Origin of the sequence: Enterococcus sp. 2G9_DIV0600, from assembly GCF_002140615.1 — a bacterium.
Lineage (GTDB): Bacteria > Bacillota > Bacilli > Lactobacillales > Enterococcaceae > Enterococcus_D > Enterococcus_D innesii.
This window is the reverse complement of sequence record NZ_NGLL01000001.1, coordinates 1,665,773-1,684,169: the sequence shown is the minus strand read 5'-3', so window position 1 is coordinate 1,684,169 and position 18,397 is coordinate 1,665,773. Positions and strand designations below refer to the sequence as shown.

Sequence of the window (18,397 nt, the reverse complement as noted above, 5' to 3'; positions counted from 1 at the left end):
TAACTTTACTATCAGTTGTATCTTTCTATTCGATAACTTTCTGTTTAAGAACCGAATAAGAAGTTTTTCGTAAATGTTTGCAGACAATCCGAGTAGTGAAATAAGTAAAGTGAATACGACTTTTAAAATAGTGTTTTCTATCTAAAGCCTTATTTCTTCGGTTCATCCTCATCCATCTTCAGAACTGCCATGAAGGCTTCTTGCGGTACTTCGACGGAGCCGATTTGTTTCATCCGCTTCTTCCCTTCTTTTTGTTTCTCCAGAAGTTTGCGTTTCCGAGAAACGTCACCGCCATAACATTTCGCCAATACGTTCTTACGCAAGGCTTTGATATCGGAACGGGCAACGATTTTTTGTCCGATGGCTGCTTGGATCGGTACTTCAAATTGTTGTCGTGGAATCAGTTTTTTTAGTTTTTCAACGATGGCTTTGCCGCGTTCATAGGCAAAGTCGCGATGAACGATAAAGCTTAACGCATCGACTTTTTCAGTGTTCAGCAAGATGTCCATTTTCACTAGCTTGCTAGTGCGGTAACCAGACATTTCGTAATCGAGTGATGCATACCCTTTGGTGCTGGATTTCAATTTATCAAAGAAATCAAAGACGATTTCCGATAATGGGATCTCATAAACGACGTTTACGCGATAATCATCCAAGTAATCCATCGTGACAAAGTCTCCCCGTTTGCGTTGGGACAATTCCATTACAGCACCGACGTAATCGTTAGGGACCATGATTTGTGCTTTGACGTAAGGCTCTTGCACGTTGTCGATCGTGACTGGTTCAGGAAACTCTGCTGGATTATCAACGACGACCATTGAGCCATCAGTCTTGTTGACGTGATAGATTACGGATGGTGCAGTCGTAATCAACTCAAGGTTAAATTCACGTTCTAGCCGTTCTTGCACGACATCCATGTGTAATAGGCCTAAGAAGCCGCAACGGAACCCAAATCCTAATGCTTGAGAGGTTTCTGGTTCAAATTGCAATGCTGCATCATTCAATTGTAATTTTTCCAATGCTTCTCGAAGGTCGTTGTAACGTGAGGTATCGATTGGGTACAATCCGCAATAAACCATCGGATTCATTTGACGATAACCGGCTAAGGCTTCTTCTGCTGGATTGTTGGCTAAAGTCACCGTATCCCCGACTTGGGTATCTTTAACAGTCTTGATGGCAGCAGTGATATACCCAACATCGCCCACCATCAACGCATCTCGTTGAATGGCTTTGGGTGAAAAGACGCCGACTTCTGTGACATCAAAGGTCTTGCCATTACTCATCATTTTGATCTTGTCACCTGGTTTGACCATCCCGTCCATGATGCGGACGTTTAAGACCACCCCACGATAGGAATCGTACACGGAGTCAAAGATCAACGCTTTTAACGGTGCTTCAATATCACCTGCTGGAGCTGGGACATACTCAACGATTTGTTCCAAAATGTCTTCGATCCCAATACCTGCTTTGGCACTCGCTAAAACAGCTTCACTGGCATCGATACCGATCACATCTTCGATCTCTGTTCGTACTCGCTCAGGATCGGCAGCTGGCAAGTCTATTTTATTAATGACTGGTAGGATCTCTAAATCATTGTCTAACGCCAAGTAGACGTTTGCCAATGTCTGTGCTTCGATCCCTTGAGCCGCATCAACGACGAGCACGGCGCCTTCACAAGCGGCCAAACTGCGGGACACTTCATAGGTGAAATCGACGTGCCCTGGAGTGTCGATCAAATGGAAGATGTAAGTTTCTCCGTCTTTGGCGGTATAGTTAAGTTCCACGGCATTTAATTTGATCGTGATTCCTCGTTCACGTTCAAGATCCATGGAGTCTAATAATTGGTTTTGCATTTCCCGTGACGTCACTGTATGGGTTTGTTCCAAAATACGGTCCGCCAATGTTGATTTCCCATGGTCGATATGGGCGATAATGGAGAAATTACGAATCTTCTCCTGTCGTTTTTTCATTTCTTCTATGTTCATGGATACGTTCCTCATTTCTTTTAGTCAGCTTTTCTATTATACCAACGAAATGCCAATAGTTAAAGTATTTTTCTTAACCGTTATTTAGACATATTCATTCAGGTTTTGCTATACTAGAGCTAGCAAATAAATTGGAGTTGAAAGAATGGACAATAATTTTCATCAAAATCTACATATTCGAGCGGTGGATGAAAAAGACGTTGATCAGTTCAATGAACTGTTAAGCTACGTTTTTCAGATCACTGAATCGGATATTGAAGAAAGCGGCTATGAGAGCAAACGGGAAATGATCAAATCTAAGCGCCCGATTTTAGAACTTTCCAAGGTCTTTGGTTGGTTCAATGAAGACAAATTGATCTCGCAAATCGCCGTTTATCCTTGTGAAGTCAATATACACGGTAAATTGATTAAAATGGGCGGAGTGACCGGTGTTGGGACCTACCCTGAATATGCCGGACATGGCCTGATGAAAGACCTGATCAAGCTTGCCTTAGAAACCATGCGGGAAGATCAGCAATGGATCTCCTATCTTTATCCATACAATGTGCCCTACTATCGTCGCAAAGGCTGGGAGATTATGTCCGACAAGCTGACCTTCAAAATTCGTGATACCCAACTTCCGAAAACCAAAGAAGTCCCTGGGATCGTAGAGCGCAAAGAAGTGGATGACCCTGATGTCTTTACTGTCTACAACCAATTCTCCCGCGACAACCATGGTGCCTTGCAGCGGACCTCTTTTCACTGGGAAGAGTATTGGCGCTATGAAAATGAAGAAGAGCGCACCGCGGCTGTCTATTACAATGCCAGCGGTCATCCGACTGGTGTACTTTTTTATTGGGTAGCCGAAGAAGTCTTCCACGTAAAGGAAATGTTCTACTTGAATCAAGAAGCCCGCAATGGTCTTTGGAATTTTATCTCTGCTCATTTCTCAATGGTTTATTGGGTCAAAGGAGACATTTATTCAAATGAACCTCTGTCCTTCTACTTGGATGATAGTCAAATCAAAGAAACCATCGAGCCTTATTACATGGCGCGGATCGTCGATGTAGAACAGTTTTTGAAAAACTTCCCATTTGAAGCCTTCCAAACACCTTTTCACTTTGTTGTATCCGACCCAGTTGCCGATTGGAACAACGGAATCTTTGGTGTCCAATACAATCACGGAGAGATCGTAGTTTCAAGAGAAGCTATCGGAAAAGCGGTCCAGCTGGATATTCAGACATTGTCGTGTCTGTTGATGAATTACCGCCGTCCGGCTTACTTAGAGCGTGTGGAACGGCTAAATACCGATTCAGAAACACTGGCATTACTGGAATCGATCATCCCTGATATGGAAGCCTATTTCAGCGATTATTTCTAAACAACAATTCAACAAAACGTACAACTATGAATGATTAAGGAGTGTTTTTGAATGAAACTATATTTTGCTGCTCCCCTGTTTGCTGCTAGTGACCTGCGCTACAACGCCGAACTTGTTGCGTCGATTCGCCAGCAGTATCCGCAGCTGGAGATTTATTTACCTCAAGAAAATGCCGCGATCAATGATAAATCCGCCTATGCGGATAGCAAAATGATCGCTTTGGCAGATACCGAAAAAGTACTGGAAAGTGATTTGATGATCGCATTACTGGATGGTTTGACCATCGATGCTGGGGTTGCCTCTGAGATCGGTGTCGCCTATGCAAAAGGCATTCCTGTTTTAGGGCTTTATACAGATAGTCGCCAACAAGGAGCCGACAATCAGCAAAAGCTGGCAGCATTACAAACCGTTGCGGAAAACCAATTCCACTATGTCAATCTTTATACGGTGGGTTTGATCAAACTAAATGGTGAGATTTATTCCTCTGAAGCAGCCCTTTTAGCTGGCTTAGCCGACTATCTTTCGGAGGACAACTAAATGGGACAAACTTATCAGCGACTGCAAAAGGTATTCACTATTTTTGGTATTCTCGTGTTTTGTTTTTCTTTGTGGGAATTTTTCCGTGGGGTCTATCCGCAAACACAAGGATTGATTTTCTTAGTTCAGGCATTGCTTGGGATTTTATTGATTTTCGTCCCAGAAATGAGTAAAAAGTTCTTAAAAATCCAGCTACCAAATGCCACCGTCTACTTTTATTGGTTTTTCTTGCTGATCTCTGTATTTATGGGGACAATTCTGCATTTGATTGAAACCATTGCTTTCTGGGATAAAATTCTCCATGCGGTGAGTCCTATGGTCTTGACGGCTGTTGGCTATGGATTGATCTGTCTCTTACTAAAAGAAGTCCCCGTTTCAAAAGTTTCTCCATGGTTATTTTTATTAATGGGCTTTGCTTTTGCTGGCTTATGTGGTGTTTTCTGGGAGTTTTGGGAATTCATCTGCGATTCCGTTGGTGGAATGAATCTCCAACGTTATGCAACTTTAGATGGCACACCGTTTATCGGCCGTGAAGCATTGATGGATACGATGGGCGATTTACTGACCAACACGATTGGTGCTGCTCTAATGGGCGTGTTCGCTTACGTACAAGGACGAGGCAAACCTGATTACTTTGAAAGTTATCGGATTCGGAAATTATCATAGTCTACCTTTAAAAGCCGGTTGAAAAGCATCGTTTTTCAACCAGCTTTTTTCTGTTGTTCTTTTATTGATAAAGAAAAATTTATAAAAATACTTAAATGGTAGCTCTTGTTTTTGCTGATTCACTGTATACCAAGGGTTCCTATCGTGTGTAGAAACTAATAAAACGTTTACAATCTAAAAAAATTCCCTCGTTTAATCATTTTTATTTCCCCAAAAAACCTTGGTCTGTTATAATTACATTATTCATTTGACATTGCGTCAGTAAAGGAGAGGCTTATGGTCCTAACAGTGTTTTTCATTTTATGCTGCTTGATTTTTTCATCGATCACCTATGCGTTCTCTAAAGATGCCCGGAAGTTTGTCCAACCTTTATCAATCAAAATTATTTTTATTGCATCAGCTATTATTGCGGTTTGGACAATGTTCTTCTCAATGGTTGCCTTTGTCGCTTGGGTGATCTAAAAAACATTCTTACCAGTTGCGGCGTTTTCGCTGCATTGGTAAGAATGTTTTTTTGGTTAGAAAAGTTTGATTTGATTCAATGGCCAAAAGCGCAGCAGCACTTTCCCTTCCATTTGATCTTCTGTTACAACCCCGAAACTGCGACTGTCCCGAGAGATCAAACGATTGTCTCCCATCACAAAATAGCTGCCTTCAGGAACCGTTACCGTGAAATCATCGGTAAAGTGTTCGGCACCAGCGGCGATTTGCTGAAACATTTCGCGATAAGAATATTCATCTTGTAATTGATCGTCCGCAAATTTTTCTTTAAAATCATCTAAATAGGGTTCTTCGTATACTTCTCCATTGATTGTTAAGACATCATCTTTCATTTCAATGGTATCACCGGGTAAACCAATCAGCCGCTTGACAGCGATTTTGCTTGGATCATCTGGTTCAACGCAGATCACGATGTCTTGCCGGTCATATGAAGAAATTTTTGATGCAATCAGCCGCTGTTTATCGGCCAAAGTCGGGTCCATAGAATGGCCACTGACTTGAACAGGCGTCAGGACAAACAGACGGATGAGAACCACGGCGACGATAAAGAAAAGCAGTAACCAATTTTCTTTTAGGATTTTTACCATAGCTGCTCTTTCGCTCCTTTACTGCATCTTTTGTCATTATCAAAGCTCGTTTCTGGCATTCTGACAAAAGATATCTTCCTCAATCTTACGTGGAATTTTTACATTGAGCAAGAGGAATCATCGATTTTAAAAAAATTATGATATTTTTAGTGGCTATAAAGAACCTTTTACGTTCGATCACGACTCAAGAAAGCAAACACATCTTTTCGACTTAGACTTCCTACCAGTTTCTGCTCTTCTTCAATCACTACCGTGTCATGAGTTGCAAATAAGGTATACAACTCATTTAAAGTAGTAGATGCAGCGATTTGAGGAGCCCCAGGGTTGACTTCATCGCTGAAAAAGTTCATCCGCATCAAATCCCCTGCTGTGACCAGTTTTGCTTCGTCTTCACCGGTCTCTTCAAAAAAGCTTTTCACAAAAGCAGTTTTTGGTTGCGAGACAATCACTTCCGGTGTATCACATTGGACGATCTTCCCTTGATTCATGACAGCAATTCGCGTACCTAGTTTTACCGCTTCTTTCATGTTATGCGTGACAAAAATAATCGTCGTCCCAAGCTCTTGGTGCAAATCGAGGACTAGCTCCTGTAAGGAATTACGAGAAATTGGATCAAGGGCACTAAAGGGTTCGTCCATCAGAATAATTTCTGGGTTAGCAGCTAACGCTCTTAAAATCCCGATCCGTTGCTGTTCTCCTCCTGACAACTCTTTAGGCATTCGATGGCGGTATTGCTCTGGGTCAAGTTTGACCTGTGTCAGCAAACGATCCACGGCTTCTGAGCGATCTTTTTTTGACCACCCTAACATCTCTGGGATCACTTCGATATTTTGTTTGACATCCATCGTCGGAAACAGGGCGATTTGCTGGAGAACATACCCCATTTGCCAACGCATTTTTTGGATATTGTATTCTTTGATCCGTTTTTCTTTGAAGTAGATATCGCCATCCGTTGGTTCTGACAACGCGTTGATCATCTTCAACGTCGTCGTTTTCCCACTCCCAGAAGGACCGACCAAAACAAAGATTTCCCCTTTATTGATGCTCAGATCTAATTGATCGATCACTAGTTTTTGATCAAACTTTTTACTGACGTTTTTAAATTCAATAATTGGTGTCATTCTTGTCCCTCCTTAATTAATCCTTCATCTATCAGGAAGGTACGCGCGACTTCTGCTGGATTTTTTCCTTCGACATTGACCTGATAATTCATTTCACTCATTTGTTCTTCGGTGATTTTCCCTGCCAACTTTTCCAATGCACGGACGACTTCTGGATGTTCCTTAGCAAAGGCTTCTTTCATCAAAGGCGCTCCTTGATAAGGTGGAAATAGTTCCTGATCGTCTTCTAGAATAACTAAGCCATATTGACGCAATTCACTGTCCGTGGAATAGGCATCCAGTAGATTGATATCGCCATTATTGATGGCTTGGTAACGCAATGCTGGTTCCATACTTTGGACACTTGGAAAATCTAGCCCATAGCGTTCTTGGATCCCCGCATACCCGTCTGTCCGATCAATGAATTCGAGGGTGAAGCCAGCTTTAATTTGATTTTCGATTTTCTTCAAATCAGAGATCGTGGTTAGTCCATTTTCCTCAGCAAATTCTTTTTTCACAGCCAACGCATAGGTATTTTGATACGCCATCGGCTGAAGCAAGGTCATCTCAAACTGATCCTTCAATAGATTGACTGCTTCGGTATAGGTTTCGTCGGAGTCAATTTTTTGACTCGCAAGCTCTTCTGGTACCTCAACTAAGCTCTCCAACACGGTACCGGTAAACTCCGGATAAATATCAACTTGGCCATTGTCTAATGCACTGAATAAGAATGAGGTCTTTCCGAAATTTGGCTCTAGTTCAACTTGGGCATCAGGGTCTTCTTGTTCAATCAATTCTTTGTACATGTTGATCAAGATATCAGGTTCGGACCCTAGTTTCCCTGCGATGGTGATGGTTTTCGGCGCGAAAAATCCGCTCTGTGAAAAAGAAACGCCGCCAATCAGCAAGATGATGGCTGCCAGCGTAATCAAGGTATAGCGCGGTTTCAGGTGTTGTAGATATCGGATCAACGTACTGAAAATAATAGCCAGTAATGCAGACCCGATCGCACCGATCAGCGTTAATTCAGGGGCATTCCGATCGATCCCCAACAAAATAAAGGAACCTAGCCCACCAGCGCCAATCAGAGCGGCTAAGGTCGCTGTTCCGATGATCAAGACCAGCGCCGTGCGAATCCCCGAAATTATGACAGGCAAGGCAATCGGCAACTCGACTTTGATCAATCGGCGCATCCGAGACATACCAAATGCCGCCGCAGCTTCTTCGATTGATGGATCGATCTCCGAAAGGCCAATATAGGTATTTTGAAAGATCGGCAATAACGCATAAATAACAAGTGCGATCAACGCAGGCGGTGTTCCGATCCCCACGAATGGAATCAATAAACCTAACAGTGCCAGTGATGGAATCGTTTGTAACACACTCGTTATTTGTAGGCCGACTTCCGCTGCCCGTTTATGATTAACCAGCCAAATGGCTAACGGGACAGCAATAACGATCGCTACCAGCAGCGCAATGATCGACAATGACAAATGCTCAAAGACAGCTGTCAGCAATTCCCCTTTTCGCTCATTCAACGTTTCAAAAAAAGTATTCATCTTTTCATTCCTCTCCTACTCCATAAGAACAGTATAATCGAAGTGCGAATTTCCTCCAAACAACAAGCAAGGGGAACTTTTTTGTCTTATGTTGAGCGACAGAAAAACGATGGCTGCCACTTAAACGGCAACCATCGTTTTGCATTTATCCATTTTTTATCTTTTTATTCTTCGGTAATTGGCGTATTTTCAAAAACCAGTTGATCGTTCAATAATTCAATCGTGACTTGGGTCTTTGGTAAGACTCTGCCAGCAACGATTTCTTTTGCCAATGGGGTTTCGACTTCTCTCGTGATAAACCGACGGAGAGGACGCGCACCATACGCTGGCTCATAAGCATTTTCAGCGATCCAGCGTTTGGCTTCTTCAGTGATCGTCAACAGTATATCTTGGACTTCCAGTCGTTGTGAAAGCTGTGCGATGATCTTGTCGACGATGCCTGTCACATCGTTTAGACTAAGCGGTGTGAATAAAATCGTATCGTCGATCCGATTTAAGAATTCTGGTTTGAAATGCCCTCTCAAGAGATTACGGACATTTTCAGCAACGTTTTCTGGGATCGTCCCTTCTGCGGTCACGCCATCTAGCAAGACTTGAGAGCCGATATTGCTAGTCATGATCAAGACTGTATTTTTGAAATCAACGACCCGACCTTTTGAATCTGTCAAGCGGCCATCATCAAGCACTTGTAACAAGATATTAAAGACATCAGGATGGGCTTTTTCGATTTCATCTAACAAAACGATCGTGTAAGGATTGCGGCGAACAGCTTCAGTCAATTGCCCACCTTCTTCAAACCCTACATAGCCTGGAGGGGCACCGACTAAACGAGACACTGAATGTTTCTCCATGTATTCGCTCATATCGATCCGAACCATATGCTCTTCTGAATCAAAGAGGTTGACCGCCAACGCTTTCGCTAATTCGGTCTTACCGACGCCGGTCGGACCTAAGAACAAGAAGGAACCTAATGGTCGATTTGGATCTTGCAGGCCAGCTCGTGAACGAATAACTGCATCACTGACAGCATCGACTGCTTCGTCTTGTCCGATGACCCTTTGATGCAAGGTCTCATTTAATTTCAACAGTTTTTCTCGTTCGCCTTCCACTAATTTAGCGACTGGAATCCCTGTCAAACGTCCCACGACTAAGGCGATCTCATTTTCGGTCACTGACTCTTGGACCATCCGAATGCCTTCGACTTGGTTTTTTTCTTCTAGTTCAGCTAGTTCTTTTTCCAATTGGGGAATCGTCCCATGGCGAAGAACAGCGGCCCGTTCCAAATCATAGTTATTTTCAGCATCTTCCAACTCATGCTTGGCTTTATCGATCTCTGCCCGTTTGTTGGAAACTGCATTGACTTCTTCTTTTTCCGTTTCCCACTGCATTTTCATGGTATTGACTTCTTCACGCAATTCCGCCAATTCTTCTTGTAAAATGCCTAAGCGTTTTTTCGATGCATCATCGGATTCCTTTTTCAATGCGGCTTCTTCGATCTCCAGTTGCATCAAACGACGGGTAACTTGGTCGAGCTCAGTAGGCATCGAATTCATTTCCACCCGAATTGTGGCACTCGCCTCATCGATTAAGTCAATGGCTTTATCTGGTAAAAAGCGGTCCGTGATATACCGATCAGATAAGGTCGCCGCAGCAACAAGCGCGTTGTCATGGATGTTGACACCATGATGGATCTCGAACCGTTCTTTCAAGCCACGTAAAATCGAAATCGTATCTTGAACGGTTGGTTCCTGTACCAGCACTTTTTGGAAACGACGTTCCAAGGCTTTGTCCTTTTCCATGTATTGACGGTATTCATCAAGAGTGGTTGCGCCAATCGTATGCAATTCTCCCCGTGCCAGCATTGGTTTCAGTAAGTTTCCAGCATCCATGCTGCCTTCCGTCTTACCAGCACCTACAATATTGTGGATCTCATCAATAAAGAGAATGATCCGACCATCGGCTTTTTTCACTTCTTGTAAGACGGCTTTCAAACGCTCTTCAAATTCACCTCGGAATTTAGCACCTGCGATCAAGGCACCCATATCCAGAGAAAAGATCGTTTTGTCTTTTAGGTTTTCTGGGACGTCTTTTCGCACGATCCGTTGAGCCAATCCTTCAACGATGGCTGTTTTACCAACCCCCGGTTCACCAATCAAAACGGGATTGTTTTTTGTTTTCCGAGAAAGGATGCGAATCACATCGCGAATTTCTTCGTCTCGTCCAATAATGGGGTCCATTTTTCCGCTGCGGACTTGTTGCACCAGGTCAACGCCGTATTTTTCTAATGCTTTGTATTGTTCTTCTTGATTTTGTGAGGTCACACGATCCCCTCCTCTTAATGTTTCGATCGTTTGCTTGATTTCTTTCGCGGTGATTCCTTGTTTCTTTAAATACACCGTCAAGGGATGATTTTTCAATTTCATCAACGCATAGAGGACGATTTCTGTGGAAAGATACTCGTCTTGAAATTCATTTTTTAATTGATCTGCCTCAGACAAAAGATGAAACAGATTTTGACTCATGGATTGACCATAACGAACATTTCCTCCTTCAACGGAAGGCAGTTCATCTAATAATCGGTCGACTTCTTTTTCAAAAGCATCGACATCGAGCCCTGTGTCCGTATAAAAATTGCGGCCGAATTGATTGGCTTGCAATAAAATCTTCCATAAATGCGGAATATCAATTTCTTGATGGTGACGGGTCATGGCAATCTGCTGGGCTTCAGCGATAGCACTTTGTAATGTAGTCGTCATTTTTTCTGGGTTCATACTTTTCCCTCCCAAAATGGTAGTCAGAAAAAAAGTACACTGCAAGCAGTATCCTTTTTTCTACTCTTCTATTATACAATATTGGTCAGTAATGGTCAAAAGATTTCCCTCGAACATCAAAATTTTTTCAGTATTATTTCATGAAAATTGACAGATGGGAAGTAGCAATGGTATGCTAGGTCGTGATTGGTCAGGAACAACCGATTTTCCTGATCGTTTTAAGCGCTTTTTGGCGTATTTTATTCAGTAAGATTATCTACTTAGCTGTAACGTCTACTGTTTACAGCTTTTTTATATGGAGGAAACGATGTTAACATTAACGAATATTAGCCAACAATTTGGCGACAAATTGCTTTACGAAGATGTTTCCGTTCAAATCAACCGTGGGGAAAAAGTCGGTTTGATTGGACGGAACGGCGCTGGCAAAAGTACTTTAATCAAAATCATTACAGGAGAAATTCTCCCTGACGATGGCTTTGTTCAATTTCCGAAAAATTTGAAAATGGGCTATTTGGATCAATACGTCAATGTTGATGAAACGCAATCGATCCGTGATTTTTTGCGCTCTGCCTTTGTAGAAGACTTCGAAAAAGAACAACAGATCGCCGATCTTTATACTGCTTATGGCGAAAGTCTCGACGATAAGCTTTTAGAAAAAGCGGGCGAATTGCAAAATCAACTGGATCAAGGAAATTTCTACCAAATGGATACATTGATCGATGATTTAGCAGAAGGGTTAGGTATTTCGGTTCTCGGCATGGATACGCCCCTTGCTTCCTTAAGTGGTGGTCAACGCTCGAAACTGATTTTAGCGAAAATGCTCTTAGAAAAACCCGACATGCTGATTTTGGATGAACCAACCAACCACCTAGATGATGAACATATCAAATGGTTAGTTGAATTTTTACAAAACTTTACTGGTACCTACTTAGTCGTTTCTCATGATCGTCAATTCTTGAATGAAATCACGACCCATATCATTGATATCGAATTTGGTAAGCTTTCTAAGTATACTGGGAATTTAGACAAAGCATTAAAACTAAAAACGTTGCAAAACGAAAGCTACATGAAGCAATACGAAGCACAGCAAGAGCATATCAAGAAAACTGAAAGCTATATTCGTAAATACAAAGCTGGTTCTCGTTCAACAATGGCAAAGAGTCGTGAAAAACAATTGGCAAAAATCGAACGCTTGACTCCACCCCAAGATGTCCCTAAACCGCATCTAGGATTTGATTTGGCACCGATCGTTACGACCTTGGCATTAGAGACGACCAATCTAGTGATTGGGTACGACCAAAAGCCCTTACTCTCCCCAATCAACCTAACGATCCGCTATGGCGAAAAAATTGCGATTCGGGGATTTAATGGGATCGGTAAATCGACCTTGATCAAAACGATACTTGGTGTGATCCCTGCAATTGAAGGAACCGTTTCTTACCCGCAGCATACAAAATTCAATTACTTTTCTCAAGACCTGGACTGGGAATATCCCTTGCAGACCCCTCTTCAATACCTTGAGGATCTTTTCCCAAAGGCCACCAACAAAGAATTGCGGCGGCAACTTTCTCGGGCGGGATTACCTAGCCAATTAGCCCAAGAAGAATTGAAATTATTAAGTGGTGGCGAACAGACAAAAGTGAAGTTAGCTGAAATGATGTTGATCAAAAGCAACTTTTTGATTCTTGATGAGCCGACCAACCATATCGATCAAGACACGAAAAACAATTTGGAAGAAACCCTGGCAGCCTTTCCTGGAACCGTTCTGATCGTTTCCCATGAAGCTGAATTTTATGAATCCTTTGTTGATCGGATCATTGATTTGAAAGACTAAAAAACACGCTTATCCTCTACTCGAAGATAAGCGTGTTTTTAACTTTCCACTTTTTCTTTTCTTAATTCAGTCAACTCTTGGCTGATATCTTTGCGCTTTTCTTTCATTACATATGCAAAGCCAATAATGAAGGGCCAAATGAATGTCGCTAAGCGATACAGCAGCATGGAAGACGCAGCATCGACCGTGCCAACTAATGGACCAAAAAGCAGCATATAAATAAATTCAAATGATCCGATCCCTGCCGGTGTTGGAATCACCCCGGACAAGACGACGGCAAAGCTGATGAAGGATAACGTCAACAAGAAATCGATCTCTGGGTGCTGCACGACAAGAATCACATAAGGGATCACGTACCAAGGCAGCATCTTCAAAAGATTCCAAAGATAGATGCGTAAGAAAGCGGTCCGGTCGGTAATGATTGCATTGACCGTTTCTCGCAAAGAATAGATCTGGGTGTTACATTTGTCAACGATCCCTCTTAACGCTGCACTTTTGAATAGCTTATTGCTGACGATCACAAAAAAGACTTGAATGTTGATACTGACAGAAAGTGCCAATAAAGCGGCAATGATCAAAAAGACGAGTACGATCCCCGCCAATATCACCCAAATCATATTCGGCGCATTGTCATAGAATAACGAGAATTGAATGATCAACCCAGCGATCGCATAAGTCAATATGGCAAACTTATACATCACCATGTGTAAGGTGGTGACCCCAACCCCTTGTGACAAATGCAAACCATTTTTACGATAAAAATTCACCTCTGAGATCAAGGTGCCCGCGCCAAACGTCACGATCCGATAAAACCCACTGTAACAGACGGTTAGAAACCCCGCCTTGGTGGTGAATTCCGGTTGAAAAGTCACTGCGATCTCTTTAACTGTTCGTCCTTCAATCACTAGGTACAATGTGCCAAGCCCCATAACCAGTAAGACGACGAGAAAGCTGGTCTCTCTTAGCCCCGCTAAAATTTCCATCATCGAGTTACGGACAAAAAAATACATCACACCCAGAATGCCTACTAGTAAAAGTAAATTAAGGGCGAACTTCACTTTAGTTTTCATATTAACTCCTTGCTTGTTAAACCGAATTTATGCAAAAAAGACCATCAGCAGGATAGTAAAAACGGTGCCGAAAGCAAAAAAGAAATAAAACTTCTTCTTTCTTGTTTTATGGCGAAACACGCGTTGCGCGATCAAACCGCCTAATCCGCCGCCAATCGCCCCCATAAAAAGGAGATTTGCTTCGGGAACCCGCCAACCTTGTTTTACTGCCTGATATTTATCATAACCCATCAGACAGAAAAGATAAAGATTGACTGCAATTAAATAAAACCACAATGGATTGTAAATCAGTGCATCCATCCATTTCCTCCATATGATTGATCGTAGGGACCATTATTTTGATTCTTGTGCTTCCTCAGGTACCAACATCGTCAACCCGTGCTTGATGACTTTCATCTCGATTGGCAGATCATCCGTTGGATCGCCTTCGGTCCGAGTATGAACCGTTTTTTCTTTCGCTTTGATCGAGACCTTTGCGGCAGTGAAGTATTCAACACTTGGTACTTTGGCAATTCTACCACGAATAATTCTTGGCAAATACAAAATAAACCGTAAAATGTTCAATTTTGGCAAAAGAATAACATGGAACAAGCCATCGTCAGGTTTTGCTTCTTCATCAAAGTTCTTAAACCCACCTGCTGAATTCGACATGACGATCGTCAGTAATTGACTTTTCCCCTGCCATTTCCGTTCGTCAGCGATGACTTCCAATTTGTATTGCTTCTTTTTGATCAACAGATGAATGAACCGTTTCATAAACGCCAACGGACCGTACTGTTGTTTTTCTTCTTGGGAAGTTGCTGCTGCAGTATCTGCTAAAAGACCAATGGTCATCGTCGAGATCATTACTTGATCATTGACCATCCCATAATCGATCGGACGTTCAACCCCTATTAAAATATTCTCAAACGCTTCTTCTGGCTTGACTGGAATACCTAACATTCGAGCGAAGTTATTTACCGTTCCTCCAGGAATGATCCCGATCTTCAGCTCATCCAGCTTTTCTTTGAAGGTTTGCAGCCCATGATGGATCGTTCCATCTCCGCCGATGATCACAATCGTATCGACTGCGTGTTTTTTGGCAGCCTCTCGAACGTCTTTTGGATCCACGTCTGGATTTGAGGCCTGCAAGAACGCTTGATGCTCTTCGCCTTGTTCTTTCACATAGGCTTGGAATTTTTCTGCTGTTTCTTTTGCTTCACTTTTCCCCGCTGTATCATTGTATAAAACGAGAATTTTCATCCTATTCACATCCTAAAAAGGCCGGGTCTTACGCAAGACCTGCGTGAAGAGTTCCCAGCCCAAGAGTTTTTCATTTATTCCATCAAATCAAAAGCAACGTTTATGCTTGAGCATTCAGTTCGACGATTTTCACGATCACATCGGTCGCCTTCATCATTGATTGTAGCGAGACGAACTCATAACGACCGTGCATATTTTCTCCACCAGCAAAGATATTCGGTGTTGGAATCCCTAGATAGGAGATTTTCGACCCATCGGTCCCACCACGAACAGGTTCTGTTACTGGAGTGATTCCCACTGCTTCCATCGCATCTTTTGCTAATTCAATGATACTCATATCTTTTTCGATGATTTCTTTCATGTTGTAGTATTGATCATATAGATGAACGTGCACTCGCGGTTCATCAAAGCGGGTATTCAAGCTTTCTTGAACCGCTAATAATTGTTCTTTTCTTTCTTCAAAACGGGTCCGGTCATGATCTCGAATAATGTATGCCATTTTCGCTTCTTCTACTGAGCCACTGAGGCTCATCAAATGGAAGAACCCTTCTGTTCCTTCGGTTTTCTCAGGGACTTCATCAGCAGGTAAGGCATTTTGAAAATCGACTGCTAGTTGCAAAGCGTTGATCATGGTGTCCTTCGCAGTTCCTGGGTGGACATTTTTTCCTTGGATCGTGATTTCAGCTTGCGCCGCATTAAAGGTTTCATATTGCAATTCTCCTACTGGACCGCCATCCATTGTATAGGCAAAATCAACATTGAAATCTTCAACATCGAACTTATCTGCACCAACACCAATTTCTTCATCAGGGCCAAAAGCGACTTTGATTTCCCCATGTTTGATCGTTGGGTTTTTAAGTAAGATTTCCATAGCTGTCATGATTTCTGCAATACCAGATTTATCGTCAGAACCTAATAAAGTGGTACCATCAGTAGTGATCAAGGTTTCGCCAGCATAATTTTTTAAATTCGGAAAATCTTTTGTGTTTAATGTGTATTTTCCTTCTTTATCTAATTTAATGGTCGATTCGCCATCGTAATTTTCGATGATCTGCGGATCAACATTTTCTGCATTAAAATCGGCCGTATCCATATGGGCGATAAATCCAATGGAGCGTACGTCATGATCCACGTTACTTGGCAATGTCCCAATCACGAAACCATTGGATTCGTTGTAGTGAACATCGCTTAATCCTAATTCTTCTAGTTCTTTTTGCAGTTCTTTGGCAAAAGCGACCTGTGTTTCGGTGGAAGGGGTTGTCGTGCTTGTCGCATCCGAACGGGTTTCTGTTTTTACATAGTTCAAAAAGCGAGGCAATAAATTTTCGTACATAAATAATTCTCCTATCTATAGTCAAATGGATTTGTTGAAGTGGTGGAAGGAACAAAGGTCACAGCCCAGTTCTCTTCTGCTTTCCACTGGTTGAATTTCTCAATAAACCGAGGAATACATTCCTTTTCGATGTTATGCCCTGGATCGATCCCAATCAACCCATTGGCTTGCATGTCATGGGCGAAATGGTAACTGATATCGCCAGTGATGTACACATCCGCTTGATGGCGTAAGGCATCCGAATAAAAGGATTGGCCACTGCCGCCGCAAATGGCGATTCGCTGAATTTTTTCAGGTGCATCAGGAAAGCTGACGAGGCGTAAAGCAGACAAACCAAAGCGTTCTTTGACACGTGCAACAAACTGATCAAGGGAAAGAGGTTCAGCAAGGTTACCAACCCGCCCGATCCCATAGGTTTTTGGCAAATTGTCTAAGGCATACAGATCATAAGCCGGCTCTTCATATGGATGCGCGGCGATCATTGCCGAAAGCACCTTTTTCTCGATCGTTTCTGGAAAAATGACTTCGATTTTCGCTTCTTGCACCTGTTCTTCTTTTCCAATCTCACCAATCGCTGGATGAGCAGCTTGTTGCGGCGTAAAGCGACCGGTGCCAATCAAGGAATAGCTGGTATTTTGGTAATTGCCTTGCTGACCGGCGCCAGCTTTACCTAATGCCTTTCGTAACGCTGGTGCCGATTCAACAGGGGTAAAAACAGCTAGTTTCTTCATTTTTACTTGATGGGTTTGCTTCAAATACGTGTCGGGTTCAACTTCTAATAGTTCACAAAACCAATCGTTCAAACCATCTTCAATAATATCCATATTGGTGTGGGCAGCGTAAACGGCGATATCATGCTTGACGAGATCCATCAACATCTTTTGTTGCGGATCATCTGTCAGCAAGCGGTTCAAAGGCCGAAAGATCGGTGGGTGTTTGGCAATGATCAAGTCGATCTTTTTCTCGATGGCTTCTGCCACCACTTCTGGATGTACATCAAGAGTCATCATGACTCGCTCGAGCGGTTTGTTTAATGTGCCAACATGTAGACCAACAGGATCGCCTTCTTCTGCCAACCATAACGGGCAGTATGCTTCAAAGCGTTTGATAAATTCTTGACCAGAAATCATGCCAACACCTCCTTGATCCATTCGATTTGTTCCTTCAATTCATTCATTTTCTCAGCAGGTGGTTCTTTGGCTTTCTCTAACTCTTTGACCACTCGTTGACGCTGCTTCAATTCATGCTGCCATTTTTTTAGGAAAACTGGATTTTTTTCTTTTAATAAAAAAGGACCAAAAAATAATTGCTGGGTCGTGTACGTCGCTTTTCCAGTTTCCGCAACGATGATTTCATAATTTTTATCATTTTCTTCTAACAGCACTTCATGAATGATCGTAAAATTGTGATCAACAAGCCATTCTCGCAAGGTCCTTTCGCCAACATTCGGTTGTAAGACCAAACGTTTGACCCCCGCTAAGCGATTTTTCCGGCTTCCTTCTTCTAAAATCGAACGTATCAGTGTGCCGCCCATTCCAGCAACAACAACCGTGTCGATCTCATCTGCTGGCTGAACAGCGTCCAATCCGTCTGCTAAGCGCACCACGATCTTCTCTGTGAGCCCGTTTTTACGTACTTGTTTACTGGCAGAATCATAAGGTCCTTGAACGACTTCTCCAGCTACAGCATAAGTGATTTTGTTCTGCAGCATTAATGCCACAGGTAAATAAGCATGGTCGGAGCCGATGTCGGCGATACGTGCTTGGTCAGGAATTTGTTCGCCCACGCAAGCCAAACGATCCGATAATGCATGTTCGTTCATATTGTCACTCCTTCTTTCGTAGTATAACAC

At 42.6% G+C, this 18,397-nt stretch carries 16 protein-coding genes; 5 read left to right on the top strand and 11 right to left on the bottom strand.

The window, feature by feature from the left end:
- Positions 1 to 149: 149 nt before the first annotated feature.
- Complete coding sequence (gene lepA / locus A5870_RS07960; RefSeq protein WP_074535928.1) at positions 150 to 1,985, bottom strand: translation elongation factor 4; 1,836 nt, start codon at positions 1,983 to 1,985, stop codon at positions 150 to 152.
- A gap of 145 nt (positions 1,986 to 2,130) precedes the next feature.
- Here lepA and A5870_RS07955 point away from each other — a divergent pair, with 145 nt between their 5' ends.
- The 4 genes from A5870_RS07955 to A5870_RS07940 all read left to right on the top strand — a co-directional run bounded on the left by A5870_RS07955 (position 2,131) and on the right by A5870_RS07940 (position 5,010).
- Positions 2,131 to 3,345, top strand: a complete 1,215-nt coding sequence (locus A5870_RS07955; RefSeq protein WP_008380051.1) for a GNAT family N-acetyltransferase — start codon at positions 2,131 to 2,133, stop codon at positions 3,343 to 3,345.
- 51 nt (positions 3,346 to 3,396) lie between these two features.
- Positions 3,397 to 3,882, top strand: a complete 486-nt coding sequence (locus A5870_RS07950; protein WP_010748216.1) for a nucleoside 2-deoxyribosyltransferase — start codon at positions 3,397 to 3,399, stop codon at positions 3,880 to 3,882.
- Positions 3,883 to 4,548: a hypothetical protein gene (locus A5870_RS07945; protein ID WP_086292337.1), complete on the top strand. Its 666-nt coding sequence runs from the start codon at positions 3,883 to 3,885 to the stop codon at positions 4,546 to 4,548.
- A 276-nt stretch (positions 4,549 to 4,824) separates the two neighbouring features.
- Complete coding sequence (locus tag A5870_RS07940; RefSeq protein WP_005226019.1) at positions 4,825 to 5,010, top strand: hypothetical protein; 186 nt, start codon at positions 4,825 to 4,827, stop codon at positions 5,008 to 5,010.
- Positions 5,011 to 5,066: 56 nt separating this feature from the next.
- Here the strand turns inward: A5870_RS07940 and lepB are convergent, their stop codons facing one another.
- The 4 genes from lepB to clpB form a co-directional block, all read right to left on the bottom strand.
- The gene (lepB, locus tag A5870_RS07935; protein WP_008380056.1) at positions 5,067 to 5,636 is read right to left on the bottom strand and encodes a signal peptidase I; all 570 of its coding nucleotides are present in this window, start codon (positions 5,634 to 5,636) and stop codon (positions 5,067 to 5,069) included.
- 167 nt (positions 5,637 to 5,803) lie between these two features.
- Entirely contained in the window at positions 5,804 to 6,757 is a 954-nt protein-coding gene (locus A5870_RS07930; protein WP_081118564.1) for an ABC transporter ATP-binding protein, read from the bottom strand.
- Complete coding sequence (locus A5870_RS07925) at positions 6,754 to 8,295, bottom strand: ABC transporter permease/substrate-binding protein (RefSeq protein ID WP_086292336.1); 1,542 nt, start codon at positions 8,293 to 8,295, stop codon at positions 6,754 to 6,756. Before A5870_RS07925 ends, A5870_RS07930 begins: the two co-directional genes overlap by 4 nt.
- Positions 8,296 to 8,459: 164 nt before the next feature.
- On the bottom strand, positions 8,460 to 11,066 hold the full coding sequence (gene clpB, locus A5870_RS07920) for an ATP-dependent chaperone ClpB (protein WP_081118566.1): 2,607 nt from the start codon (positions 11,064 to 11,066) through the stop codon (positions 8,460 to 8,462).
- Positions 11,067 to 11,373: 307 nt separating this feature from the next.
- On the opposite strand from clpB, the gene A5870_RS07915 reads away from it, so the two are divergent.
- Complete coding sequence (locus A5870_RS07915; RefSeq protein WP_086292335.1) at positions 11,374 to 12,900, top strand: ABC-F family ATP-binding cassette domain-containing protein; 1,527 nt, start codon at positions 11,374 to 11,376, stop codon at positions 12,898 to 12,900.
- Between the two features lie 38 nt (positions 12,901 to 12,938).
- Here A5870_RS07915 and A5870_RS07910 read toward each other — a convergent pair whose 3' ends face one another.
- From A5870_RS07910 to A5870_RS07885, 6 genes are all read right to left on the bottom strand, one after another.
- Positions 12,939 to 13,970 (bottom strand): lysylphosphatidylglycerol synthase transmembrane domain-containing protein, encoded by a 1,032-nt coding sequence (locus A5870_RS07910; protein ID WP_086292334.1) that lies wholly within the window; start codon positions 13,968 to 13,970, stop codon positions 12,939 to 12,941.
- A gap of 27 nt (positions 13,971 to 13,997) precedes the next feature.
- Positions 13,998 to 14,270: a DUF1294 domain-containing protein gene (locus A5870_RS07905; RefSeq protein ID WP_086292333.1), complete on the bottom strand. Its 273-nt coding sequence runs from the start codon at positions 14,268 to 14,270 to the stop codon at positions 13,998 to 14,000.
- Between the two features lie 33 nt (positions 14,271 to 14,303).
- Entirely contained in the window at positions 14,304 to 15,212 is a 909-nt protein-coding gene (locus tag A5870_RS07900; RefSeq protein ID WP_086292332.1) for a diacylglycerol/lipid kinase family protein, read from the bottom strand.
- A 100-nt stretch (positions 15,213 to 15,312) separates the two neighbouring features.
- Positions 15,313 to 16,545 (bottom strand): peptidase T, encoded by a 1,233-nt coding sequence (pepT, locus tag A5870_RS07895; protein WP_086292331.1) that lies wholly within the window; start codon positions 16,543 to 16,545, stop codon positions 15,313 to 15,315.
- Between the two features lie 11 nt (positions 16,546 to 16,556).
- Complete coding sequence (locus tag A5870_RS07890) at positions 16,557 to 17,675, bottom strand: Nif3-like dinuclear metal center hexameric protein (RefSeq protein WP_286088809.1); 1,119 nt, start codon at positions 17,673 to 17,675, stop codon at positions 16,557 to 16,559.
- Positions 17,672 to 18,367: a tRNA (adenine(22)-N(1))-methyltransferase gene (locus tag A5870_RS07885; RefSeq protein ID WP_086292329.1), complete on the bottom strand. Its 696-nt coding sequence runs from the start codon at positions 18,365 to 18,367 to the stop codon at positions 17,672 to 17,674. The genes A5870_RS07890 and A5870_RS07885 overlap by 4 nt, the downstream gene beginning before the upstream one ends.
- Positions 18,368 to 18,397 lie beyond the last annotated feature (30 nt).

Excerpts from the sequence above, each read along its gene's own strand:
- lepA (WP_074535928.1), bottom strand. The coding sequence starts at position 1,985 with ATGAACATAGAAGAAATGAAAAAACGACAGGAGAAGATTCGTAATTTC.
- A5870_RS07955 (WP_008380051.1), top strand. The coding sequence starts at position 2,131 with ATGGACAATAATTTTCATCAAAATCTACATATTCGAGCGGTGGATGAA.
- A5870_RS07950 (WP_010748216.1), top strand. The coding sequence starts at position 3,397 with ATGAAACTATATTTTGCTGCTCCCCTGTTTGCTGCTAGTGACCTGCGC.
- A5870_RS07945 (WP_086292337.1), top strand. The coding sequence starts at position 3,883 with ATGGGACAAACTTATCAGCGACTGCAAAAGGTATTCACTATTTTTGGT.
- A5870_RS07940 (WP_005226019.1), top strand. The coding sequence starts at position 4,825 with ATGGTCCTAACAGTGTTTTTCATTTTATGCTGCTTGATTTTTTCATCG.
- lepB (WP_008380056.1), bottom strand. The coding sequence starts at position 5,636 with ATGGTAAAAATCCTAAAAGAAAATTGGTTACTGCTTTTCTTTATCGTC.
- A5870_RS07930 (WP_081118564.1), bottom strand. The coding sequence starts at position 6,757 with ATGACACCAATTATTGAATTTAAAAACGTCAGTAAAAAGTTTGATCAA.
- A5870_RS07925 (WP_086292336.1), bottom strand. The coding sequence starts at position 8,295 with ATGAATACTTTTTTTGAAACGTTGAATGAGCGAAAAGGGGAATTGCTG.
- clpB (WP_081118566.1), bottom strand. The coding sequence starts at position 11,066 with ATGAACCCAGAAAAAATGACGACTACATTACAAAGTGCTATCGCTGAA.
- A5870_RS07915 (WP_086292335.1), top strand. The coding sequence starts at position 11,374 with ATGTTAACATTAACGAATATTAGCCAACAATTTGGCGACAAATTGCTT.
- A5870_RS07910 (WP_086292334.1), bottom strand. The coding sequence starts at position 13,970 with ATGAAAACTAAAGTGAAGTTCGCCCTTAATTTACTTTTACTAGTAGGC.
- A5870_RS07905 (WP_086292333.1), bottom strand. The coding sequence starts at position 14,270 with ATGGATGCACTGATTTACAATCCATTGTGGTTTTATTTAATTGCAGTC.
- A5870_RS07900 (WP_086292332.1), bottom strand. The coding sequence starts at position 15,212 with ATGAAAATTCTCGTTTTATACAATGATACAGCGGGGAAAAGTGAAGCA.
- pepT (WP_086292331.1), bottom strand. The coding sequence starts at position 16,545 with ATGTACGAAAATTTATTGCCTCGCTTTTTGAACTATGTAAAAACAGAA.
- A5870_RS07890 (WP_286088809.1), bottom strand. The coding sequence starts at position 17,675 with ATGATTTCTGGTCAAGAATTTATCAAACGCTTTGAAGCATACTGCCCG.
- A5870_RS07885 (WP_086292329.1), bottom strand. The coding sequence starts at position 18,367 with ATGAACGAACATGCATTATCGGATCGTTTGGCTTGCGTGGGCGAACAA.